The 19,092-nt window shown below is 66.2% G+C and carries 16 protein-coding genes; 9 read left to right on the top strand and 7 right to left on the bottom strand.

Annotation, left to right across the window (positions count from 1 at the left end; translation table 11 throughout):
• Positions 1-23: 23 nt before the first annotated feature.
• On the bottom strand, positions 24-665 hold the full coding sequence (locus JEY66_RS10750; RefSeq protein WP_016839726.1) for a DUF1285 domain-containing protein: 642 nt from the start codon (positions 663-665) through the stop codon (positions 24-26).
• Positions 666-920: 255 nt separating this feature from the next.
• Here JEY66_RS10750 and JEY66_RS10745 point away from each other — a divergent pair, with 255 nt between their 5' ends.
• The 6 genes from JEY66_RS10745 to JEY66_RS10720 all read left to right on the top strand — a co-directional run bounded on the left by JEY66_RS10745 (position 921) and on the right by JEY66_RS10720 (position 10,908).
• Positions 921-1,925, top strand: a complete 1,005-nt coding sequence (locus JEY66_RS10745) for an AAA family ATPase (protein ID WP_016839727.1) — start codon at positions 921-923, stop codon at positions 1,923-1,925.
• Positions 1,925-2,866, top strand: a complete 942-nt coding sequence (locus JEY66_RS10740; RefSeq protein WP_018273387.1) for a DUF58 domain-containing protein — start codon at positions 1,925-1,927, stop codon at positions 2,864-2,866. The genes JEY66_RS10745 and JEY66_RS10740 overlap by 1 nt, the downstream gene beginning before the upstream one ends.
• Positions 2,866-5,676 (top strand): DUF4159 domain-containing protein, encoded by a 2,811-nt coding sequence (locus JEY66_RS10735; protein WP_026193261.1) that lies wholly within the window; start codon positions 2,866-2,868, stop codon positions 5,674-5,676. The genes JEY66_RS10740 and JEY66_RS10735 overlap by 1 nt, the downstream gene beginning before the upstream one ends.
• A gap of 120 nt (positions 5,677-5,796) precedes the next feature.
• The gene (locus JEY66_RS10730; protein WP_016839730.1) at positions 5,797-7,860 is read left to right on the top strand and encodes a membrane protein; all 2,064 of its coding nucleotides are present in this window, start codon (positions 5,797-5,799) and stop codon (positions 7,858-7,860) included.
• Between the two features lie 162 nt (positions 7,861-8,022).
• A complete protein-coding gene (locus JEY66_RS10725; RefSeq protein WP_026193262.1) occupies positions 8,023-8,433 on the top strand; it encodes a DUF2946 family protein in 411 nt (136 codons plus the stop codon).
• 111 nt (positions 8,434-8,544) lie between these two features.
• Entirely contained in the window at positions 8,545-10,908 is a 2,364-nt protein-coding gene (locus JEY66_RS10720) for a TonB-dependent receptor (protein ID WP_026193263.1), read from the top strand.
• Positions 10,909-10,966: 58 nt separating this feature from the next.
• Here the strand turns inward: JEY66_RS10720 and JEY66_RS10715 are convergent, their stop codons facing one another.
• The 3 genes from JEY66_RS10715 to JEY66_RS10705 form a co-directional block, all read right to left on the bottom strand.
• Complete coding sequence (locus JEY66_RS10715) at positions 10,967-11,284, bottom strand: EthD family reductase (protein ID WP_016839733.1); 318 nt, start codon at positions 11,282-11,284, stop codon at positions 10,967-10,969.
• A 113-nt stretch (positions 11,285-11,397) separates the two neighbouring features.
• Entirely contained in the window at positions 11,398-11,910 is a 513-nt protein-coding gene (locus JEY66_RS10710; protein WP_018273390.1) for a GNAT family N-acetyltransferase, read from the bottom strand.
• A 39-nt stretch (positions 11,911-11,949) separates the two neighbouring features.
• A complete protein-coding gene (locus tag JEY66_RS10705; protein WP_016839736.1) occupies positions 11,950-12,438 on the bottom strand; it encodes an NUDIX domain-containing protein in 489 nt (162 codons plus the stop codon).
• Between the two features lie 146 nt (positions 12,439-12,584).
• On the opposite strand from JEY66_RS10705, the gene JEY66_RS10700 reads away from it, so the two are divergent.
• Positions 12,585-13,472, top strand: coding sequence for a metallophosphoesterase family protein (locus JEY66_RS10700; protein ID WP_026193264.1), 888 nt, complete (start codon positions 12,585-12,587; stop codon positions 13,470-13,472).
• Here the strand turns inward: JEY66_RS10700 and JEY66_RS10695 are convergent.
• The 3 genes from JEY66_RS10695 to JEY66_RS10685 form a co-directional block, all read right to left on the bottom strand.
• On the bottom strand, positions 13,469-14,218 hold the full coding sequence (locus JEY66_RS10695) for a glycine-rich domain-containing protein (RefSeq protein WP_018273392.1): 750 nt from the start codon (positions 14,216-14,218) through the stop codon (positions 13,469-13,471). The two genes, JEY66_RS10700 and JEY66_RS10695, sit on opposite strands and share 4 nt — an antisense overlap.
• A gap of 21 nt (positions 14,219-14,239) precedes the next feature.
• Positions 14,240-14,809 carry a hypothetical protein gene (locus JEY66_RS10690; protein WP_016839739.1) on the bottom strand — a complete coding sequence of 190 codons (570 nt, stop codon included), beginning with the start codon at positions 14,807-14,809 and terminating at the stop codon, positions 14,240-14,242.
• A 211-nt stretch (positions 14,810-15,020) separates the two neighbouring features.
• Positions 15,021-15,230, bottom strand: a complete 210-nt coding sequence (locus tag JEY66_RS10685) for a DUF4170 domain-containing protein (RefSeq protein ID WP_016839740.1) — start codon at positions 15,228-15,230, stop codon at positions 15,021-15,023.
• A gap of 241 nt (positions 15,231-15,471) precedes the next feature.
• Here JEY66_RS10685 and JEY66_RS10680 point away from each other — a divergent pair, with 241 nt between their 5' ends.
• Together JEY66_RS10680 and JEY66_RS10675 are read left to right on the top strand one after the other, a co-directional pair.
• On the top strand, positions 15,472-16,914 hold the full coding sequence (locus JEY66_RS10680; protein WP_016839741.1) for a helix-turn-helix domain-containing protein: 1,443 nt from the start codon (positions 15,472-15,474) through the stop codon (positions 16,912-16,914).
• 463 nt (positions 16,915-17,377) lie between these two features.
• Positions 17,378-18,628, top strand: a complete 1,251-nt coding sequence (locus tag JEY66_RS10675) for a Spy/CpxP family protein refolding chaperone (protein WP_016839742.1) — start codon at positions 17,378-17,380, stop codon at positions 18,626-18,628.
• Positions 18,629-19,092 lie beyond the last annotated feature (464 nt).

Raw genomic sequence — 19,092 nt, 5'->3', positions numbered from 1 at the left:
CTCCACCTTCAGCAACGGCTCGTTCAAAGTGCGTCCCTCACCTGACTGGCATCGGCCATCGCGAAGAACTCGCCGCCGGACTCGATGCCGAACATCTCTTGACCATCGACCATCCGCTGCTCGCCCATGTCAACCAGATCGTAATAGAGCGCGCGGGTGACCTTGGCCCACAAATCGGCGCGGACATGCAGATAGGGCGTCAATCCGCCGTCCTCCGCCGCCTCGAATCTGAGGCCGTGGCCTTTCTCGCAATCGACCCAATCGTCGACATTGGTGCGGAACCTGAGCAGGCGGCCGCGCGCGTCTTCCCCGGTCTGCATTTCCACGGCAAGGAACGGTGCGTCGTCGACGCGGATGCCGACCTTCTCCACCGGTGTCACGAGAAAGTGCTTGCCGTCCTCGCGCTTCAGGATCGTGGAGAACAGCCGCACCAGCGCAGGGCGGCCGATCGGCGTTCCCATGTAGAACCAGGTGCCGTCAGGCGCGATTCGCATGTCGAGATCGCCGCAGAATGGCGGATTCCACAGGTGGACCGGCGGCAGGCCCTTGCGTCCGGCCGGACCCGATGTCGCAGCTTGATTGGCGGCCGTGGTGAGCCCTTCGAGACCCTTGCTCCCGAGGCCCGTAGTTTCCCTGCCGGAATCGCTCTGCCCTTGCTTCGCCATTGTTTGCCTTAAAGTTTCCTACCTTCAATCTGGCACGTTTGGTGCACATATCCTGAGATGTGGTCGGGATGTCATTCTCGCCACATCGTGATGCCGTTCATACCCTGAAACACCGATAAGGTGGGGATAGTTTAATTCAACGAATACATGGCCTTCGCTCAGGTTTAGCATGAGGGCCAAGATGACGACAGATGATGACGACAGATGACGGCGCGCCAATGTATGTGCGCGCATCGTCAAGAAGGAGCGGATCGAATGGCTGGTGCAGACAGCGTCGAGAAACTGGAGGATGTGATCGTCCGTTCGGCCGAGCAGGTCGCGGGCCAGATCAAGGCCGCCAAGGAAGCGGTCTCCACCGTCATCTTCGGCCAGGACCAGGTGATCGAAAACACCCTGGTGACGATCCTGTCCGGCGGCCATGCGCTGTTGATCGGCGTGCCCGGCCTCGCCAAGACCAAGCTGGTCGAGACCCTCGGCGTCACGCTCGGCCTCGATGCCAAGCGCATTCAGTTCACCCCGGACCTGATGCCGTCGGATATTCTCGGCGCCGAAGTGCTCGACGAGAGCTCGGCCGGCAAGCGTTCGTTTCGCTTCATCGCAGGTCCCGTGTTCGCGCAGCTGTTGATGGCCGATGAGATCAACCGCGCCAGCCCGCGCACCCAGTCGGCGCTGCTGCAAGCCATGCAGGAGCAGCACATCACCATTGCCGGCGCGCGGCATGATTTGCCAAAACCGTTCCACGTGCTCGCGACGCAGAACCCGCTCGAGCAGGAAGGCACCTATCCGCTGCCCGAAGCGCAACTCGACCGCTTCCTGATGGAAATCGACGTCGATTATCCCGATCGCGACGCCGAGCGGCGCATCCTGTTCGAAACCACCGGTGCCGAAGAGGCCGCGGCCAAGCCGTCGATGGACGCCGAGACGCTGCTCACCGCGCAACGCCTGGTGCGGCGCCTGCCGGTCGGCGATTCCGTGGTCGAGGCGATCCTGACGCTGGTCCGCGCCGCGCGTCCCGGCACCGAGGGCGGCGAGGCCGGCAAGCTGATCGCATGGGGACCGGGTCCGCGCGCCAGCCAGGCCTTGATGCTCGCGGTGCGCGCCCGTGCATTGCTCGACGGGAGACTCGCGCCGTCGATCGACGATGTGCTCGATCTCGCCGAGCCCGTGCTCAAGCACCGCATGGCGCTGACCTTCTCGGCGCGCGCCGAGGGCCACACCATTCCCGACGTGATCAAGCAACTGAAGACCCGGATCGGTTGATGGCCGCAGACAACAGGCACCAGAACGAGGAGATCCTTGCGGTTCGACGTGCCGATGGCGAAAGCCGAACGCTCGCCGCATCGCTGCCGCGTCTGGTGCTTGAGGCCCGCCGTGTCGCCGCCAACGTCATCCATGGCCTGCACGGCCGCCGCCGCGCCGGCTCGGGCGAGAATTTTTGGCAATACCGCCGCTTCGTCTCCGGCGAGCCGTCGCAGCGCGTCGACTGGCGCCGCTCGGCACGCGACGACCATCTCTATGTCCGCGAGCAGGAGTGGGAAGCCGCGCACACGGTGTGGATCTGGCCCGACCGCTCGCCCTCGATGGCCTTTGCCTCGCGCGAGGCGCGCGACAGCAAGCTGGAGCGTGGACTGATCGTAGCCTTCGCGCTCGCCGAGTTGCTCGTTGCGGGCGGAGAACGCGTCGGCATTCCCGGCCTGATGAACCCGACCGCAAGCCTCAACGTGATCGACAAGATGGCCGAAGCAATGTTGCACGACGAGAAGACGCGCGCGAGCCTGCCGCCGTCCTTCGTGCCGTCGTCGCTGGCCGAAGTCGTCGTGTTGTCGGATTTCTGGTCGCCGATCACAGAGATCACGACGATGCTGGCCGGGCTTTCCTCCTCTGGCGCGCACGGCACCATGATCCAGGTCGTCGATCCCGCCGAAGAGACCTTCCCCTATTCGGGCCGTGTGGAGTTCGTCGAGCCGGAGGCCGGCAGCGTCATCACCGCGGGCCGCGCCGAGAGCTGGGCGAGCGATTATGTCGCCCGGGTCGCGCTGCATCGCGACCAGATCCGCAATGAGACCAACCGACTCGACTGGCTGTTCTCGACCCACACCACCAGCCGCTCCGCGGCCGAGCTGCTGTTGTTCCTGCATGCCGGCATGATGGTGAGCAAGGGCGGCGGCCGCTCAACAGTCAAGGCGGGACGCAGCGCATGATCGCAGGCCTCCCCCTCTCTTTTGCCGAACCGCTGCTGCTGCTGGGGCTGGTCAGCCTGCCGGTGCTGTGGTGGCTGTTGCGCGTGATGCCGCCGCGGCCGCGCCGGATCGAATTCCCGCCGACGCGGCTATTGTTCGACATCGCGCCGAAGGAGGAGACGCCGTCGCGCACGCCGTGGTGGCTGACGCTGCTGCGGCTCGCCGCCGCCGCGCTCGTCATCTTCGCCGCCGCCGGCCCGATCTGGAATCCGCAGACCGGCGTCGCCGCCGGTAAATTGCCGCTGGTGATCCTGCTCGACGACGGCTGGAGCGCGGCGTCGAGCTGGGACGCGCGGATCAGGGCCGCGGACGAACTGATCGCCAACGCCGACAGCGACCGCCGCGGCGTCGCGCTGGTGCCGCTGTCAGAGCCCGCGCGCGACATCACGCTGATGCCGGCCGGCGCCGCGCGCGTCGCGCTGCGCCAGTTCGCGCCAAAGCCCTACTCGGTCGATCGGGTTGAAACCCTCGGCGCGCTTGGACGTTTCCTCAAGTCGACCGGCGACTGCGACATCGCCTGGCTGTCCGACGGCGTCGACACCGGCCGCGGCAGCGAATTCACCGAGGGGCTCGGCAAGGTGATCGAGAGCCGCAATCTGACGATCTATGCGGGCGGAGCGCAGTCGGCGCAGGCGCTGGTCGCGGCCGAGAACGCCGCCGCCAAGATGACGGTGAAGGTGCTGCGGACCGAGAGCGGCATCGCGGCGGGAACGGTGCGCGGGGTCGACGCCAAGGGCTCGCCGATCGGCGAGGCCCGCTACACATTCGGACCGCAGGATCGCGAGACCGAAGCCGCCTTCGATCTTCCGGTCGAGTTGCGCAACGACATCGCACGGCTCGAAATCTCCGGCGAGCATTCGGCCGGCGCCGTGCAGCTGCTCGACCGGCGCTGGCGTCGCCGCGCCATCGGCGTGGTCTCGGGTGCGAGCAACGACACCGCGCAGCCGCTCCTGGCGTCGACCTTCTATCTCTCCCGCGCGCTGTCGCCATTCGCCGATGTCAGGCTCGGCGATCGCGGCGCGCCGCAGCAGGTGATCGGGCAATTCCTCGACCAGCGGCTGCCGATGATCGTGATGGCCGATGTCGGCACGCTGTCGCCGGAGATCCGCGACCGGCTCAATGCCTGGATCGAGCAAGGCGGCGTGCTGGTGCGCTTCGCCGGTCCCCGCCTCGCCCAGGCCGATGACGACCTCGTTCCCGTCAAGCTGCGCCGCGGCGGACGCACGCTCGGCGGCAGCCTGACCTGGGAGAAGCCGCAGCACATGGCCTCGTTCGCCGCCGATGGCCCGTTCTCGGGCCTCACCGTGCCGAAGGACATCACCGTCAACCGCCAGGTGCTGGCCGAGCCCGACGCCGTGCTCCCGACCAAGAGCTGGGCCTCGCTGGAGGACGGCACGCCGCTGGTCACCGGCGAGCGTCGCGGCAAGGGCGTGGTCAGCCTGTTCCATGTCGGCGCCGACATGCGCTGGTCGGATCTGCCGATGTCCGGCACCTTCGTCGAGATGCTGCGCCGGCTGATCGACATGTCCGGCTATACCTCGAAGCCCGGCCCCGGCGTCGCCAGCGATCCCAATGCCGAGACGGTTGCGCCGCTGCGCACGCTCGACGGCTTCGGCGTCTTCGGCCCGCCGCCCTCGAGCGCCAAGCCGATGTCGGCAGACTATCGCGATCGCGGCACGGCCGACCATCCGCCCGGCTTCTACGGCACTGCCGAGAGTCCGATCGCGGTCAACACGCTCGCCTCCGCCGATCGCATCGCGCCGCTCGACACCTCGGCCCTGCGCGCGACGCGCGCGAGCTACACCAACGCCGAGCCGCGCGACCTGCGCGGCATCATGCTGTCGACGGCGCTGGCGCTGTTCCTCCTCGATGCGATCGTGGTCGCCATGCTCGGCGGCGGCCTCGCCGCGCTGATCCGGCGGCGCGCGGCACCGGCCGTGCTCGCGTTGGCCTTCATCCTTGCGACCACGATGGTGCCCTCGCCGAGCCGCGCGCAGAACAGCGGCAGCGACGACTTCGCCATCAAGGCGGTGTCGCAGACGCGGCTGGCCTATGTCGTTACCGGCAATGCCGACGTCGATTCCATCGTCAAGGCGGGGATGTCCGGACTGACGCTGTTCCTCGGACAGCGCACCGCGCTGGAGGCCGGCGATCCCGTCGGCATCGATCCCGCGCGCGACGAGCTGGCGTTCTTCCCCCTGATCTACTGGCCGATCGTGCCGGGCGCGCCGAAGCCGCCGCAGGACGCCATCAACAAGATCGACGCCTACATGAAGCAGGGCGGCACCGTCATCTTCGATACCCGTGACGCCGTCGAAGCGCCGCCGGGGGACAACGGCCCATCGCAGACGCCCGGCATGCAGACGCTGCGCGAATTGCTGTCGACCCTCGACGTGCCCGAGCTCGAGCCGGTGCCGCGCGAGCACGTACTGACCAAGACGTTCTATTTGCTGCGCGACTTCCCCGGCCGCTTCAACTCAGGTCAGACCTGGGTCGAGGCGCTGCCGCGCGACGACGACGACGAGGCTGCGCAGCGCCCGGCGCGCGGCGGCGACGGCGTCTCGCCGATCATCATCACGTCGAATGACCTCGCCGGTGCCTGGGCGATCCGCCCCGACGGCCAGCCGATGCTGCCGCTGACGCCGGGCGAGCCGCGCCAGCGCGAATTCGCCTTCCGGGCCGGCGTCAACATCGTGATGTACACGCTGACCGGCAACTACAAGGCCGACCAGGTGCACGCGCCTGCCTTGATCGAGCGGCTGGGACAGTAGAGATGCGAGTGATTCAGCTGCCAACACCGTCATTCCGGGGCGATGCGAAAGCATCGAACCCGGAATTTCGAGATTCCGGGTCTGGTCCTTCGAACCATCCCGGAATGACGGAGTGACGCCATGAACTACGGTATCGCGTTCACACCGCTGGTTCCTTCGCTCGTGCTGTGGCTCGCGCTCGGCGCGATCGTCGTCATCGCCGTGCTGCTGCTCATGTCGCGCGCGCGGGGCGCCGCGGTGCGGGTCGCCGCGCTGGCGCTGATCCTGCTGGCACTGGCCAATCCCTCCTTCACCCGCGAGGACCGCGAGCCGCTGTCCTCGGTCGCGGCCGTCGTGGTCGACAAGAGCCCGAGCCAGAATTTCGGCACGCGCAACCAGGAGACCGACAAGGCGCGCCAGGCGCTGGTCGACAGCCTGAAGCAGATCAAGGGCCTCGAGGTCCGCGTCGTCGAGGCCGGTCAGGCCGATGGCGAGACCGACGGAACGAAGCTGTTCGGGGCGCTGACGTCGGCGCTGTCGGACGTTCCGGTCGAGCGCGTCGCCGGCGCCTTCATGATCACCGATGGCCGCGTGCACGACATTCCCGCCAACGCCCAGGCGCTCGGCTTCCAGGCGCCGGTGCACGCGCTGATCACCGGCCGCAAGGACGAGCGCGACCGCCGCATCGCGATCACCGCCGCCCCGCGCTTCGGCATCGTCGGCCAGACCCAGACCATTACCTTCCGGCTCGACGACCAGGGCGTCACCGGCGAGCGCGCCAAGGTCACGATCCGCCGCGACGGCGAAGTGATCAACGAGCGCACGCTGACCAGCGGCCAGACCTCGAGCGTCGACATCGACATCAAGCACGCCGGGCCCAACATCGTCGAGATCGAGGCCTCGCCGCTCGAGAACGAGCTGACGCCGGTCAACAACCGCGCCGTGGTCGCGATCGACGGCGTGCGCGACAAGCTGCGCGTGCTGCTGGTGTCCGGCGAGCCGCATTCCGGCGAGCGCACCTGGCGCAACCTGTTGAAGTCCGACCCCAGCGTCGATCTCGTTCACTTCACCATTCTGCGTCCGCCGGAGAAGCAGGACGGCACGCCGATCAACGAGCTGTCGCTGATCGCATTTCCGACCCGCGAGCTGTTCCAGCAGAAGATCAACGAATTCCAGCTGATCATCTTCGACCGCTACGCCCGCCAGGGCGTGCTGCCGATCGCCTATTTCGACAACATCGCGCGCTATGTCCGCGCCGGCGGCGCGGTGCTGGTCTCCGCGGGTCCCGACTACGCCTCGACCACCAGCATCTGGCGTACGCCGCTGGATTCGGTGCTGCCGGCCGAACCGGTCGGCGTGACCGAGAAGCCGTTCTACGCGCATCTGAGCGATGCCGGTAAGCGCCATCCGGTGACGCGCGGGCTGGAAGGCTCGAATGCCGAGCCGCCGCATTGGAGCCGGTTCTTCCGCACCGTCGATACGCGCAACGCGATCAATCCGCCGGTCATGACCGGCGCCGACGGCAAGCCGCTGCTGCTGCTGTCGCGCTTCGGCGAAGGCCGCGTCGCGCTGCTGCTCTCCGACCACATCTGGCTGTGGGCGCGCGGCTACGAGGGCGGCGGCCCGCATCTCGATTTGTTGCGGCGGGTGTCGCACTGGCTGATGAAGCAGCCCGACCTCGACGAAGAGGCGCTGCGCATGCAGGTGCAGGGCAAGGATCTCATGGTGGTGCGCCAGACCATGGCCGACACCGTCGCGCCGGTCACCGTGACCTCGCCGAGCGGCACCACGCGCGAACTCACTCTCACCGCCGGCGATCCCGGCGAGTGGCGCGCGACGCTGGCCGCCAACGAGCTCGGCCTGTGGCAGGCCACCGACGGCACGCTGAAGGCGCTGATCAATGTCGGCCCGACCAACCCGAAGGAATTCTCGGAGGTCACCTCGACCACCGACATGCTGAAGCCGCTGGCGCAGGCGACCGGCGGCGACGCCCGGCGCATTGTCGACGGTTCGAGCCTCGACATGCCGCGCGTCGTGCCGGTGCGCTCCTCCTCGATCTTCCGCGGCGATGGCTGGCTCGGCGTCAAGATGCGCGACGCCAGTGTCGTGAAGGGCGTCGGCGTGCTGCCGATGTTCGCCGGCCTGGTCGGCCTGCTGCTGTTGCTCGGCGCATTCGCGGCAACATGGCTGCGCGAGGGACGCTGAGCCCGACCAGGCTCAGGTCTGCGTTGCATCAAGCACACACAGGCAACGCATCGACACGGTTTGTCTGAACGCTGGTTGACATCGCGCACGCCATCCGATGTTATAATATAACATCGGGGCGCTGGGGTGTTGATGCGCTCCCGACGGGTGGGCGTTATCGGCATGCAGTGGTTCCGGCGACACATCAAGACTGGCTCGCGGCTGGCGCTGTTCGCGCTCGCCGTCCAGTTCATGCTGTCGTTCGGGCATTTCCATCCGATCGCGGCCGCGCAAGCGGCGCCCGGGCTGTCGCTGGTCGATCTCGCCTATATCGGGACCTCGGCGACGCCGGACCTCGCGGTCCAGGTGACCGGGACGCCACAGCCCGCCAATCACGACAACGACCGGCATCCGGCCGACAACTGCGCGATCTGCGCCGTCATCTCGCTCGCGAGCAGCATGCTGTTCACGGCGCCGCCGGTGCTGTTGCTGCCGGAAGCCATCGAGCTTCTGTTCCGCACCACCAATGCCGAATTCGCCCATCTGAAATCGGCGCCGGCGGCCTTCCACTCCCGCGCACCTCCCCTGTCCTGACATCGACTGATTGCTGCACGCCCTGAGCGGACGGCCGCGTCACATGTGCGGCCCGCGCCAGCGGGGCAAATCGGAATCGATCCGTCATTTCGACGGGCCTGGATTGGGACAATGACACTTCAGAAGAAACGAGCACTCCACATCGGGAACGTGAGCTGGCTATTGCTGGGCGCGATGAGCCACAATGCCCTGGCCGACGACACGCCGACGCAACTCCCCGACATCACGGTGACGGCACCGAGCCCGATCCAACGGCACCGGACGGCGCCAACGCGCACGCCGAGCCATGTTGTCCGGGCCGCGCCGAGCCGCAACCGCGAACGCGCCGCGGCCGTGCAACCGGCGCCTGCGGCGCCGGCACCGCAGCAGGGCGTGCTGCCCGTGGTTACCGATCAGTTCGCCACCGTCACCGTGATACCCAACGAGGAACTGCGGCGCTCGGGCGCCGCCACGCTTGGCGATCTGCTGTTCTCCAAGCCCGGCATCACCGGTTCGAGCTTCGCGCCGGGCGCGTCGAGCCGGCCGATCATCCGCGGCCTCGACGTCAACCGCGTCGGCATCGTCGAAAACGGTCTCGGCGGCGGCGGCGTGTCGGATCTCGGCGAGGATCATTTCGTCCCGATCGATCCGCTCTCGACCAACCAGATCGAAGTGGTGCGCGGCCCGGCAGCGCTGCGCTACGGCTCGACCTCGATCGGCGGCGTCGTCAGCGCCACCAACAACCGGATTCCCGATGCGATGCCGACCTGCGCGGCGGCGCCGTTCCAGAGCTACGGATTGCCGGTGAAGGCTCCGCTGGCCGGCGCCGGCGCGCCGGGTTGCCTCAATGTCGAGACCCGAACCTCCGTGAGCTCGGTCAATCGCGGCGTCGACGGCGGCATGCTGCTGGACGCCGGCGGCAACAATGTCGCCGTGCATGCCGACGTCTATGGCCGTACCACCAGCGACTACAGCATCCCGAGCTACCCATATCTGTTCGTGCCGGGCCAGCCGTTTAATAGCCGCCAGCCGAACTCCGCGACGCAGTCCGACGGCGCCTCGGTCGGCGCCTCGTATTTCTTCCAGGGCGGCTATATCGGTGCGGCGATCACCCAGAACGACTCATTCTATCATATCCCCGGCATCGACGGCGCCGATCACCAGACCCGGATCGACGCGCATCAGACCAAGATCGCCGTCAAGGGCGAGTACCGGCCCGATGCGGCGGCGATCGACGCGGTGCGGTTCTGGGTCGGCGCGACCGACTATCGCCACAACGAGATCGGGCTCGCCGATCCGGCCGACCTGTCCAGCGACGGCGTGCGCCAGACCTTCACCAACAAGGAGCAGGAGGCCCGCGTCGAGGTGCAGATGATGCCGTTCAACGCGCGCTTCGCCACGGTGACCACGGCATTCGGTCTGCAGGGTGGGCACCAGGAATTGACCGCGCCGAGCCCGGACGATCCGACGAGCCCGCTCAACGGATTGTGGGACCCCAACAAGAACAACAGGGTCGCTGGTTACGTGTTCAACGAGCTGAAGTTCACCGACACCACCAAGGCACAGATTGCCGGGCGTATCGAACACGTCGATCTCTCCGGCACAACGCCGGCCTTCATTCCCCCCATCTTCGACGTGGCCACCGATCCCGCAAGCATCGGTCCAGCGACACCGCAAAGTGCGCACTACACGCCCAAGAGCGGCAGCCTCGGCTTGATCCAGAATCTGCCGTGGGATCTGGTAGCAAGCGCGACCGCCCAATACGTCGAACGCGCGCCGAAACCGGCCGAGCTCTTCTCGCGCGGCCCCCACGATGCGACCGGCACGTTCGACATCGGCAATCCCAATCTCGGTATCGAAACCGCAAAATCGATCGAGATCGGACTACGGCGGGCGACCGGACCGCTGCGGTTCGAACTCACCGGCTACTACACCAGGTTCGACGGCTTCATATTCCGCCGGCTGACGGGCAACACGTGTGACGAGAGCGCGTGTCAGCTAGGCCCCGGCCTCGAACTGAACCAAGCGCGCTACTCGCAGCGTGACGCGATCTTCCGCGGCGCCGAATTCCAGAGCCAGTTTGACATCGGCCCGCTCAACGGCGGCATCTGGGGCATCGAGAACCAGTTCGACGTGGTGCGCGCCACCTTCACCGACGGCAGCAACGTGCCGCGGATTCCACCGGTGCGGCTTGGCGGCGGCTTCTATTGGCGCGACAGCAACTGGCTGACCCGCATCAATCTGGTGCACGCCTTCGCGCAGAACGACATCGCTGTCATCGGCGAGACCCCGACGGCGGGCTACAATCTCTTGAACGCGGAGATCACCTACAACACCAAGCTGAATTCGTCATGGATCGGCGCGCGCGAGATGACGCTTGGTCTGGTCGGCAACAATTTGCTCAACCAGAACATCCGCAACTCCGTCTCCTACACCAAGGACGAGGTGCTGATGCCGGGCCTCGGCGTGCGGGCGTTCGCCAACCTGAAGTTCTGAGCCAAGCGGGTCCCTCTGCCGTTCGCGGCAGAGGGATCAAACTCCAACGCTTGAGTCGTCAGTGGCCGACGACGACTTCGCTGATCTGGATCACCGGCTGCAGATCGGTGTAGTTCGGGATGTCGCCCATGATCTCCTGGGCGTGCTTGCCCATGCCGGCCGCGAAGGCCTCAACCGAGTCGCAGAAGATGTGGCACATCCCGACATAGGTGGCGGGTTGCCCCGGTGCGCCGCCGGCGAGACCCTTGTCGACGGTGTAGTATTTGCAGGCGTCGCCGAGGCGCGCCTTCACTAGCGGCATGTGCTTGTCGCGATAATAGTCGTGATCAAAGCGTGCGCCTGGATTGTTCGGATACATCACACTGACCTTGATCATGACGCGCACTCTCCCTGTTGATATGACATGCGCCGGTCTTGTCCCGGCGCTTGTCTCAACTGTGCTTTAGTTTCCGATAGCGCGCAACAGTTCCGGCGGCGCCCGCGCGGATGTCAGATCGCCTTGCTCCAGTCCGGCTGGATCGGCCCGGAGACGCCCTCGGCCGCGCCGTCGACCAGTTCCATGACAAGCAGGCGACTGTAATCGACCGGGCCGGGCATGGTCATTCGCCCCTTCGGGACCGGCTTGAAGCCGACCCGCGAATAGTATGGCTCGTCGCCGACCAGCACGATCAGCCGGTGGCCCTTGGCGCGGGCGTCGTTGATCGCACGCTCTAGCAGCGCACGGCCGACGCCGCGGCTGCGGAACGGCGGCTCGACCGTCAACGGCCCGAGCATCAGGGCCGGCGTATCGCCGATCGTGATCGGCAGCTGGCGCACCGAGCCGACCAGCAGCGTGCCGATCCGCGCCGTGAAGGAGACATCGAGCAGATGATCGACATGCTCGCGCAGCCGGTAGGCGCTGAGCACGAAGCGGCCGGGCCCGAAGGTGCGCTCGTGCAGGCGCTCGATCGCCTGGGCGTCTTTCGGGGTCTCGGGCAGGATGGTCAGGGACAATTCGGTCATTGTGGGGCGCGGGATAGCATCTGGCGCGGGCGCGGTCCATCACCGCCATGTCGCCGTGGGCGGCTTGCCTTCGAGCACCTCCGCGATCCGCAGCCGCGTGCCGGGGGTGGTCTCGTCGGGCAGATCAGCCGGATCGAAGAAGCCGCAGGCCACGATCTCACGATTCGGCTCCGGCAGGCGGTCCTGCCGGTAGTTCCTGACGACGTAGACCGCGACATGATCGCGCGGCGAGACGTGGCTGTTGTGGAAGATGCCATGCAGCACCGGCTCGCCCTTGAGCTCGATCCGCCCCTCCTCCTCCAATTCGCGCCGCAGCGACTCGATAAAGCTTTCGCCGACCTCGACCCCGCCGCCAGGCAGATACCAGCCATGGACGTAGCTGTGCTTGACCAGGAAAACCCTGTTGTCGGCATCGAGCACGACGGCACGGACCCCCAGCGTCATGCTGCGGACCAGCCGCCAGTAGAAATGAAACACCCATCTGATCTGCGGCTCGTAGCGCTTGCGTAAATCGAGCAGGACCGTCACTGAACCCTCGACATCATGGTGTTTGATCCGTGCTTTGATCCTTGCGCGCCTGCGCAGCTCTTGCCAATACAGGCAGGACGTTCGGGATAGCACGACATGACCGGCTGCCGGCCACTTTTCGCGGACAATCCGAAGGGAATCGCATGATGGCGCCGTTTCGCCTCGCGCATCTGTCGGACCCGCATCTGCCGCCGCTGCCGGCGGCGCGGCTCCGCGATCTGGCCGGCAAGCGCGCCTTCGGCTACCTGAACTGGACGCGCAACCGTCACAAATATCACCGCCGCGACGTGCTCGACGCGCTGGTGTCGGACATGCAGGCGCAGCAGCCGGACCATATCGCCGTGACCGGCGACCTCGTCAATCTGGCGCTGGATGCCGAGTTCAATCCGGCCCGGCAATGGCTGGAGGGCGTGGGTTCGCCTACCGACGTCACCGTGATCCCCGGCAACCACGACGCCTATGTGCGCGCGACCCGGCATCGTTTCGTCAGTCACTTCGGCGACTATCTGCGCGGCGACGCCGATGGCGCGGCAGCGCATTTTCCGTTCGTGCGCCGCCGCGGGCCTGTGGCGCTGATCGGCGTCTCCTCGGCGGTGCCGACGCCGCCGCTGATGGCGACCGGCTGGCTCGGCCATCCCCAGCTCGATGCGCTTGATGCGATCCTCGCGCAGCTGTCGCGGGAGGACGCCTTCCGCGTCCTCCTGGTGCATCATCCGCTGCACTCCGACGGCCGCGCCAAGCGCCTGACCGATTCGCATCAGCTGCTGGCGCTGCTCAGGCGCCACGGCGTCGAGCTGGTGCTGCACGGCCACGACCACATCCATTCGACGATGTGGTTCGACGGCCCCGAGCGGAAGATCCCGGCGATCGGCGTGCCGTCGGCATCGGCGCTGGCGCGCAAGCACTATCCGGCCGCGGCCTATAATTTGTTCACGATCGAGCGTGACGGCAACGACTGGCGCTGCGAGCAGACCGTGCGCGGCCTCGGCGATCACGCCGGCATCCGCGAATTGAAGCAAGTACGACTGTCCTAATCGCCGCCCCCGCCGCCACACCCACCGCCGCAGCCACCACCGCTGTCACCGCCGCCACCATCGCCGCCGCCGTCACCGCCATCGCTGCCACCGCTCCCGTCGCTGCCGGCATCGCCGAAACCCGCTGACGATCCGTCGATCGACGAGTCGGAGAAATCGCCGCCGCAATAGGGACTGCTGCCGCCGATGCCGCTGCGGCGCAGCGTCTCGCAGTCGGTGTGATAGATGAAGCCGTTCGCAATGTTCAGCTTGGCGTCGAGCGCGAACAGCAGCGGCAGCCGGGTCGGCCTGACCGGATCGATGTTCTCGTATTTGCAGCAATACCACCAGACCCGCCGCAGCCCCTCATTGCTCCTGCGCCGCTCCTTCACCAGGACGACCGCGGGGGTGTGATGCAGGAAGCCGCCGAAGGCGCGGCGGCAGAACGCATCATATTCGCGGGTGTAGAGAATGAATTCGTGCCAGAGGTCGTCGGCTGCCTGCGACGGCATCGAGACGTAGCGCTTGCCGCTCATCAGATAAGCGAGGAAGAACTGCCGCAGGCCGCGCGAGACCAGCGCGCTGTCCTTGCGGGTGAAGCCGGGATGACGCTTCTCGAGCCGCGCCAACAGGCCCGCCGGCCAGTGAAACGTGCGGATGTATTCGGCGCGCCGCAATGTCTGCCACTTGCCGAACAGCACGGCGCTGCCGACCACCGCGGCCGCCGCCAGGACGCCGAAAAATGCCGAGGCGGGTGTTATGACCACGATGCCCCGCCCCTTGAGCGGCTAGTAGTTTTGCAAGCTCGCAAACAGCGCGAGACCGAACAGCGCGAGCGCACCCATGACGAAGCCGAACACGAACATGACGATCCCGCCGCGGCGCTTCGGCGCCACCACCGGGACGGGCGTCGGCGGCTCGGCAACCGGAAGCGGCGTTGCCACCATCGCATGCTCGCGCTCGATCAGGCGGCGCGCGACATAGTCGGTGACGGCATCGACGATCGCGGCCACGTCATGCGATTCGGCGAGCACGATGCGGCCGAACCTCGTGTCCTGCACGAAGCGGTAGATGCGCTTGTCGCGCCCCATCAGCACATGCGCGACGACGTCGATCCACAGCCGCGGCGTCTCGCCCTGACTGATGCCGCGGTCGAACAGATCGACCTTGTCCGGCACCTGCGCGAACAGCGGATCGAGCGCATCGTTGAGGATCTCGAGCCGCGCCACCTCGGCGTCGCGCAGCTCGACGACGACGCCGGTGCGATCGGCCGCCTCGATCCGCGCCCGCCGCAGCGCCTCTCGCAGCGTCGGCCGCATCTCGCGCGCCTCGCTGCCGGTGTTCTGCGGATCGGACATGCCTTGCGGTCTCGTGGTGACGGGTTTCCTGCGCATTAACCTATCAGCAACCAAGATGTCCGCAAAGGGCGTTGGTTCCCAAGCACTTAGGCCGCCACTTATCCCCAGATCAAAGGCCTGACGCTGTCCCAAGAGCGGTCGACCCCACCCGGATGAAACCGGATGGGGCCGCCGTCCTTGGACGTTTTCTTGGCTCTGAAAATCTTGAACGTCAGGCCGAAACCCGCGACGGCTCCTCGACGATGGAGAAGCGCACGCCGGCCTTGTGGCGGCTCTCTTCCGAAACTTCCTTCCAGCACTCCTCGGCTTCCTTGCGGGTCTTGAACGGACCGCGGACCTGGGCCGAGCCTTCGACGAGCTTGTGGAAGTTCATCGACCCGAACTCGCCGCCGATCACCCAGAAATTGCTGCCCTTGCTCATCGTCAGTCTCCTTCAAAAATCGGGCTGCCTTTGCCCAGCCGCCTGCACCTTGATCTCCGCAGCCTGCTCGCCGGATCGACATTATTGACAGAGCATTGCGAATTGCGTGTCAGGAGATAAACGCGAAAACGCGAAGTTCGTATAGATACCTTGTTTTTTATTTGTGATGTCATGTAACATCTGAACTTGTAATAAATGTCGATTTGTCAATTTTGTCACAGTATAGGTCAGGAAGCCTGCCATGCCCGGTGAGTCCGGAAAGAAGCTGTTCGTCGGTCCGCGCTTCCGGCGGATCCGCCAGCAATTGGGGCTGTCGCAGACCCAGATCGCCGAGGGGCTCGGCATCTCGCCCTCCTACATCAACCTGATCGAGCGCAACCAGCGCCCGGTGACGGCGCAGATCCTGCTGCGGCTGGCCGAGACGTACGACCTCGACTTGCGCGACCTCGCCACCGCCGACGAGGACCGCTTCTTCGCGGAACTCAACGAGATCTTCTCCGATCCCCTGTTCCGCCAGATCGACCTGCCGAAGCAGGAGCTGCGCGACCTCGCCGAGCTCTGCCCCGGCGTGACGCATGCGCTGCAGCGGCTCTATGCCGCCTACACCGAGGCGCGCCGCGGCGAGACGCTGGTGGCGGCGCAGATGGCCGACCGCGAAGGCTCGCAATTCGACGCCAATCCGATCGAGCGGGTGCGCGATCTGATCGAGGCCAACCGCAACTATTTTCCGGAGCTCGAGACCGCCGCGGAGAATCTGCGCGACGAGCTCAACGTGCCGACCGAAGGCCTGTTCACGGCGCTGACCACGCGCCTCCGCGAAAGGCATTCGATTCTGACCCGCGTGATGCCGGTCGACGTGATGCGCGAGACGCTGCGCCGTTTCGATCGGCACCGCCGGCAGCTCTTGATCTCCGAACTCGTCGACAGCTCCGGCCGCAGCTTCCAGCTTGCGCTGCAGATCGGCTTTGTCGAGTGCGGCGCCGCGATCGACGCCATCGTCAGCCGCGCCGGCCCGCTCGACGACACCGCGCGCCGGCTCTACCGCATCACACTCGCCAATTACTTTGCAGCCGCCGCGATGATGCCCTACCAGGCGTTTCATTCCGCAGCCGAAGCCTTGAGCTACGACGTCCATGTGCTGGCGCAGCGTTTCAACGCCGGCTTCGAGCAGGTCTGCCACCGCCTCACCACGCTGCAACGGCCGAACGCGCGCGGCGTGCCGTTCTTCCTGCTCCGCGTCGACAATGCCGGCAACGTGTCGAAGCGGTTTTCCTCCGGCACCTTCCCGTTCTCCAAGTTCGGCGGCACCTGCCCGCTCTGGAACGTGCACTCGACCTTCGACATGCCGGATCGCCTGCTCAGCCAGGTGATCGAATTGCCGGACGGCACGCGCTATTTCTCGATCGCGCAGATGGTGCGCCGGCCGGTGGCGCCCTACCCGCAGCCGCAGCCGCGCTTTGCGATCGGGCTCGGCTGCGAGATCCGTCACGCGGCCAAGCTCATCTATGCCACCGGCATGGATCTGGAAAAGGTCGAGGGCACCCCGATCGGCGTCAACTGCCGGCTCTGCGAGCGCGAGAATTGCAGCCAGCGCGCCGAGCCGCCGATCACGCGCACCCTGATCCTGGACGAGACGACGCGGCGGGTGTCCTCGTTCGCGTTCTCGAATGCGCGGGAGTTGTGAGCCAAGGATCAATCCACCGATCAATCCACCGCGGCAAAGGCCTTGGCACCAGCCGTCCTTGCTGATCGCGCCCTCGACCACCTTGCAGCCATCGGGTGCGACGAACAGCGTGCACATCTCCTGCACGAGGCGCTGTCCGGCGCGGCGCCTGGCCGCCGAAAACGGAGGAGGATTCGACCGAGGACGACGTGCGCTAAAGCATGATCCGGAAAAGTGCGAAGCGGCTTTCCCTCGCGACGCGTTTGCGCGAATCACACACCAAACTAAAGCGCGATGACGATTCGACCCAGCGCGTGTACTCGACGCGACTAATCCGTTGACGTCGTGACCTGACCGCAGGTTCACCCAATGAAAACGGCGGGAGGAACTTTCGGTTCCGCTGCGAGTCATATTGTGACGCGATGTGGCCTGGGCCGCCAAGGGAGAGACCGAAGGAGAGATCATGTCAAAGTCCCGCCTTGGAATGGCTGCGGCCGGCGTTGCAATTGGCGTTCTGGGAGCGCTGCCGAGCGCGGCCGAGGCGGGTTTCCGCCTGCGCGTTGGCGGCCCCGTGAGCGTCGCGCGCTTCGCGATGGCCGGCGTGCTGTCGGTCGCAGGTCTCCGCCACGCACGCATGGCGGCGCGCCACAGCCGCGTCCGCATGGCTGCCCTAAGACCGCAAGATCTTCGCCCCGCCGCCGAGTCGATCGGCCCGAGTGAGCGCGCGCAGCTCACTGCCGTCGCCGCGCTGGCCGGCTGGCACGGCGGCCGAGCGCAAGGCTGGTGGCAGCACTCCGACGGTTCATACGGCTGGGTCGGTCCGCTCTTCTGGCCGTTTGCCTATAGCGATCTCTATGACTACGCGCTTCTCAATGATGGCAGCGGCTTCTGGGCCTATGGCTACGGCGATCTCTACGCTGCGATCTTCTCGCCTTACGCTGCGAGCGATCTCTCAGCGTTTGCGGCCGAGCGCCCCGCCGGGAGGCGGCATCGCAAAGCGCCCTCGGTGCAGGAATTCTGTAGCGGCGACACCGCCGAGACGACCGGCCTTCCCCTCGAGCGGATCGGCCTGGCGGTCGCGGCGAACGAGGCGCAGCGCGCAGCCTTCGACGAGCTCGCGAGCGCCTGGATTTCCGCCGGCAACACCATCCGCGCTTCCTGTCCAGCACAGACCGCAACCACCGCGCTGGAGCGATTCGCGGCCATGCAGAGCCGCGTCAACGCGATGCTGAGCGCAGTTGCGACCGTTATGCCGCCATTTCAAAAATTCTACGATCTCCTAAGCGATGAACAGAAGGCCCAGCTCAACACGCCCGAACGCGACCGCCGCGCTAACGCTGCGGCCGCGAAGCTGAAGGAGATGCAGGACGCCGCCTGCCAGGCGAGCCGTGAACCGCAAGACGAGCAACAGGCCGAAAAGCAATACCGCCAGCTCGTCGCCCAGCAATGGCCCCTCGACGACATCGTCGCCAGCCTGAAATTGAACGATACGCAACGCGCCGCGCTCGAAGTGGTGCAGGATACCACGATGGGCACCATGGAAGCCTTAAACCCATGCCCGCCAAAGGACGCGCTCACCCCGCCGGCCCGCCTTAAGGCCGCAAAGGCGCGGTTGGAAGCGATGAGAGAGGCGATCATCAGCGTGAACGACGCGGTCGACGATTTCCGTTGGAACCTGAGTGACGAGCAGAAGACGCAGTTCGAGGGGCTCGGTCTGAAGAAGCGGGGGGCGTAATTTTTCCATCCCCAAGCGGCGCTGGTCGGCCAAGGCGATACTTCGCATCCCCTGTCGCATTTGCTAGTCGTCCGCCAAGAAGGGCTGGACATGCGAGCATGCGTTATAGGGGCGGGCTCTAAGTAGTTCGGTCGCGCGACCGAGACGCCGTTCAACATGAACTTTGAGGCCCGCACGTAGTCAACTGAACTTCTTTGGATGTTGCTTATTGGCCCAAGGCCGACATACGGCGATGTCGGCCTCAACGTCAGCTTCCGAGATCAAAGCGGACGCGAAGAATTCATGAGGACACGCCCTGATCTCATCGCGCCTTAGCGCGTACTGCGCTCGTCTTGCCGAAGCGGAGGCCCGAGCGAGGCGGCGGACGTCATGCGACGGCACAACCGGCCGGGGCTGTGGCCGGCATGCACGTAGCCGGGACATCCGCCTGAGCTAATGCCCATCCGTTGACGCCCCGGATCAGC

This window comes from Bradyrhizobium elkanii USDA 76, from assembly GCF_023278185.1.
In the GTDB taxonomy this organism is placed as follows: domain Bacteria; phylum Pseudomonadota; class Alphaproteobacteria; order Rhizobiales; family Xanthobacteraceae; genus Bradyrhizobium; species Bradyrhizobium elkanii.
This window is presented reverse-complemented; position numbering and strand designations above follow the sequence as displayed.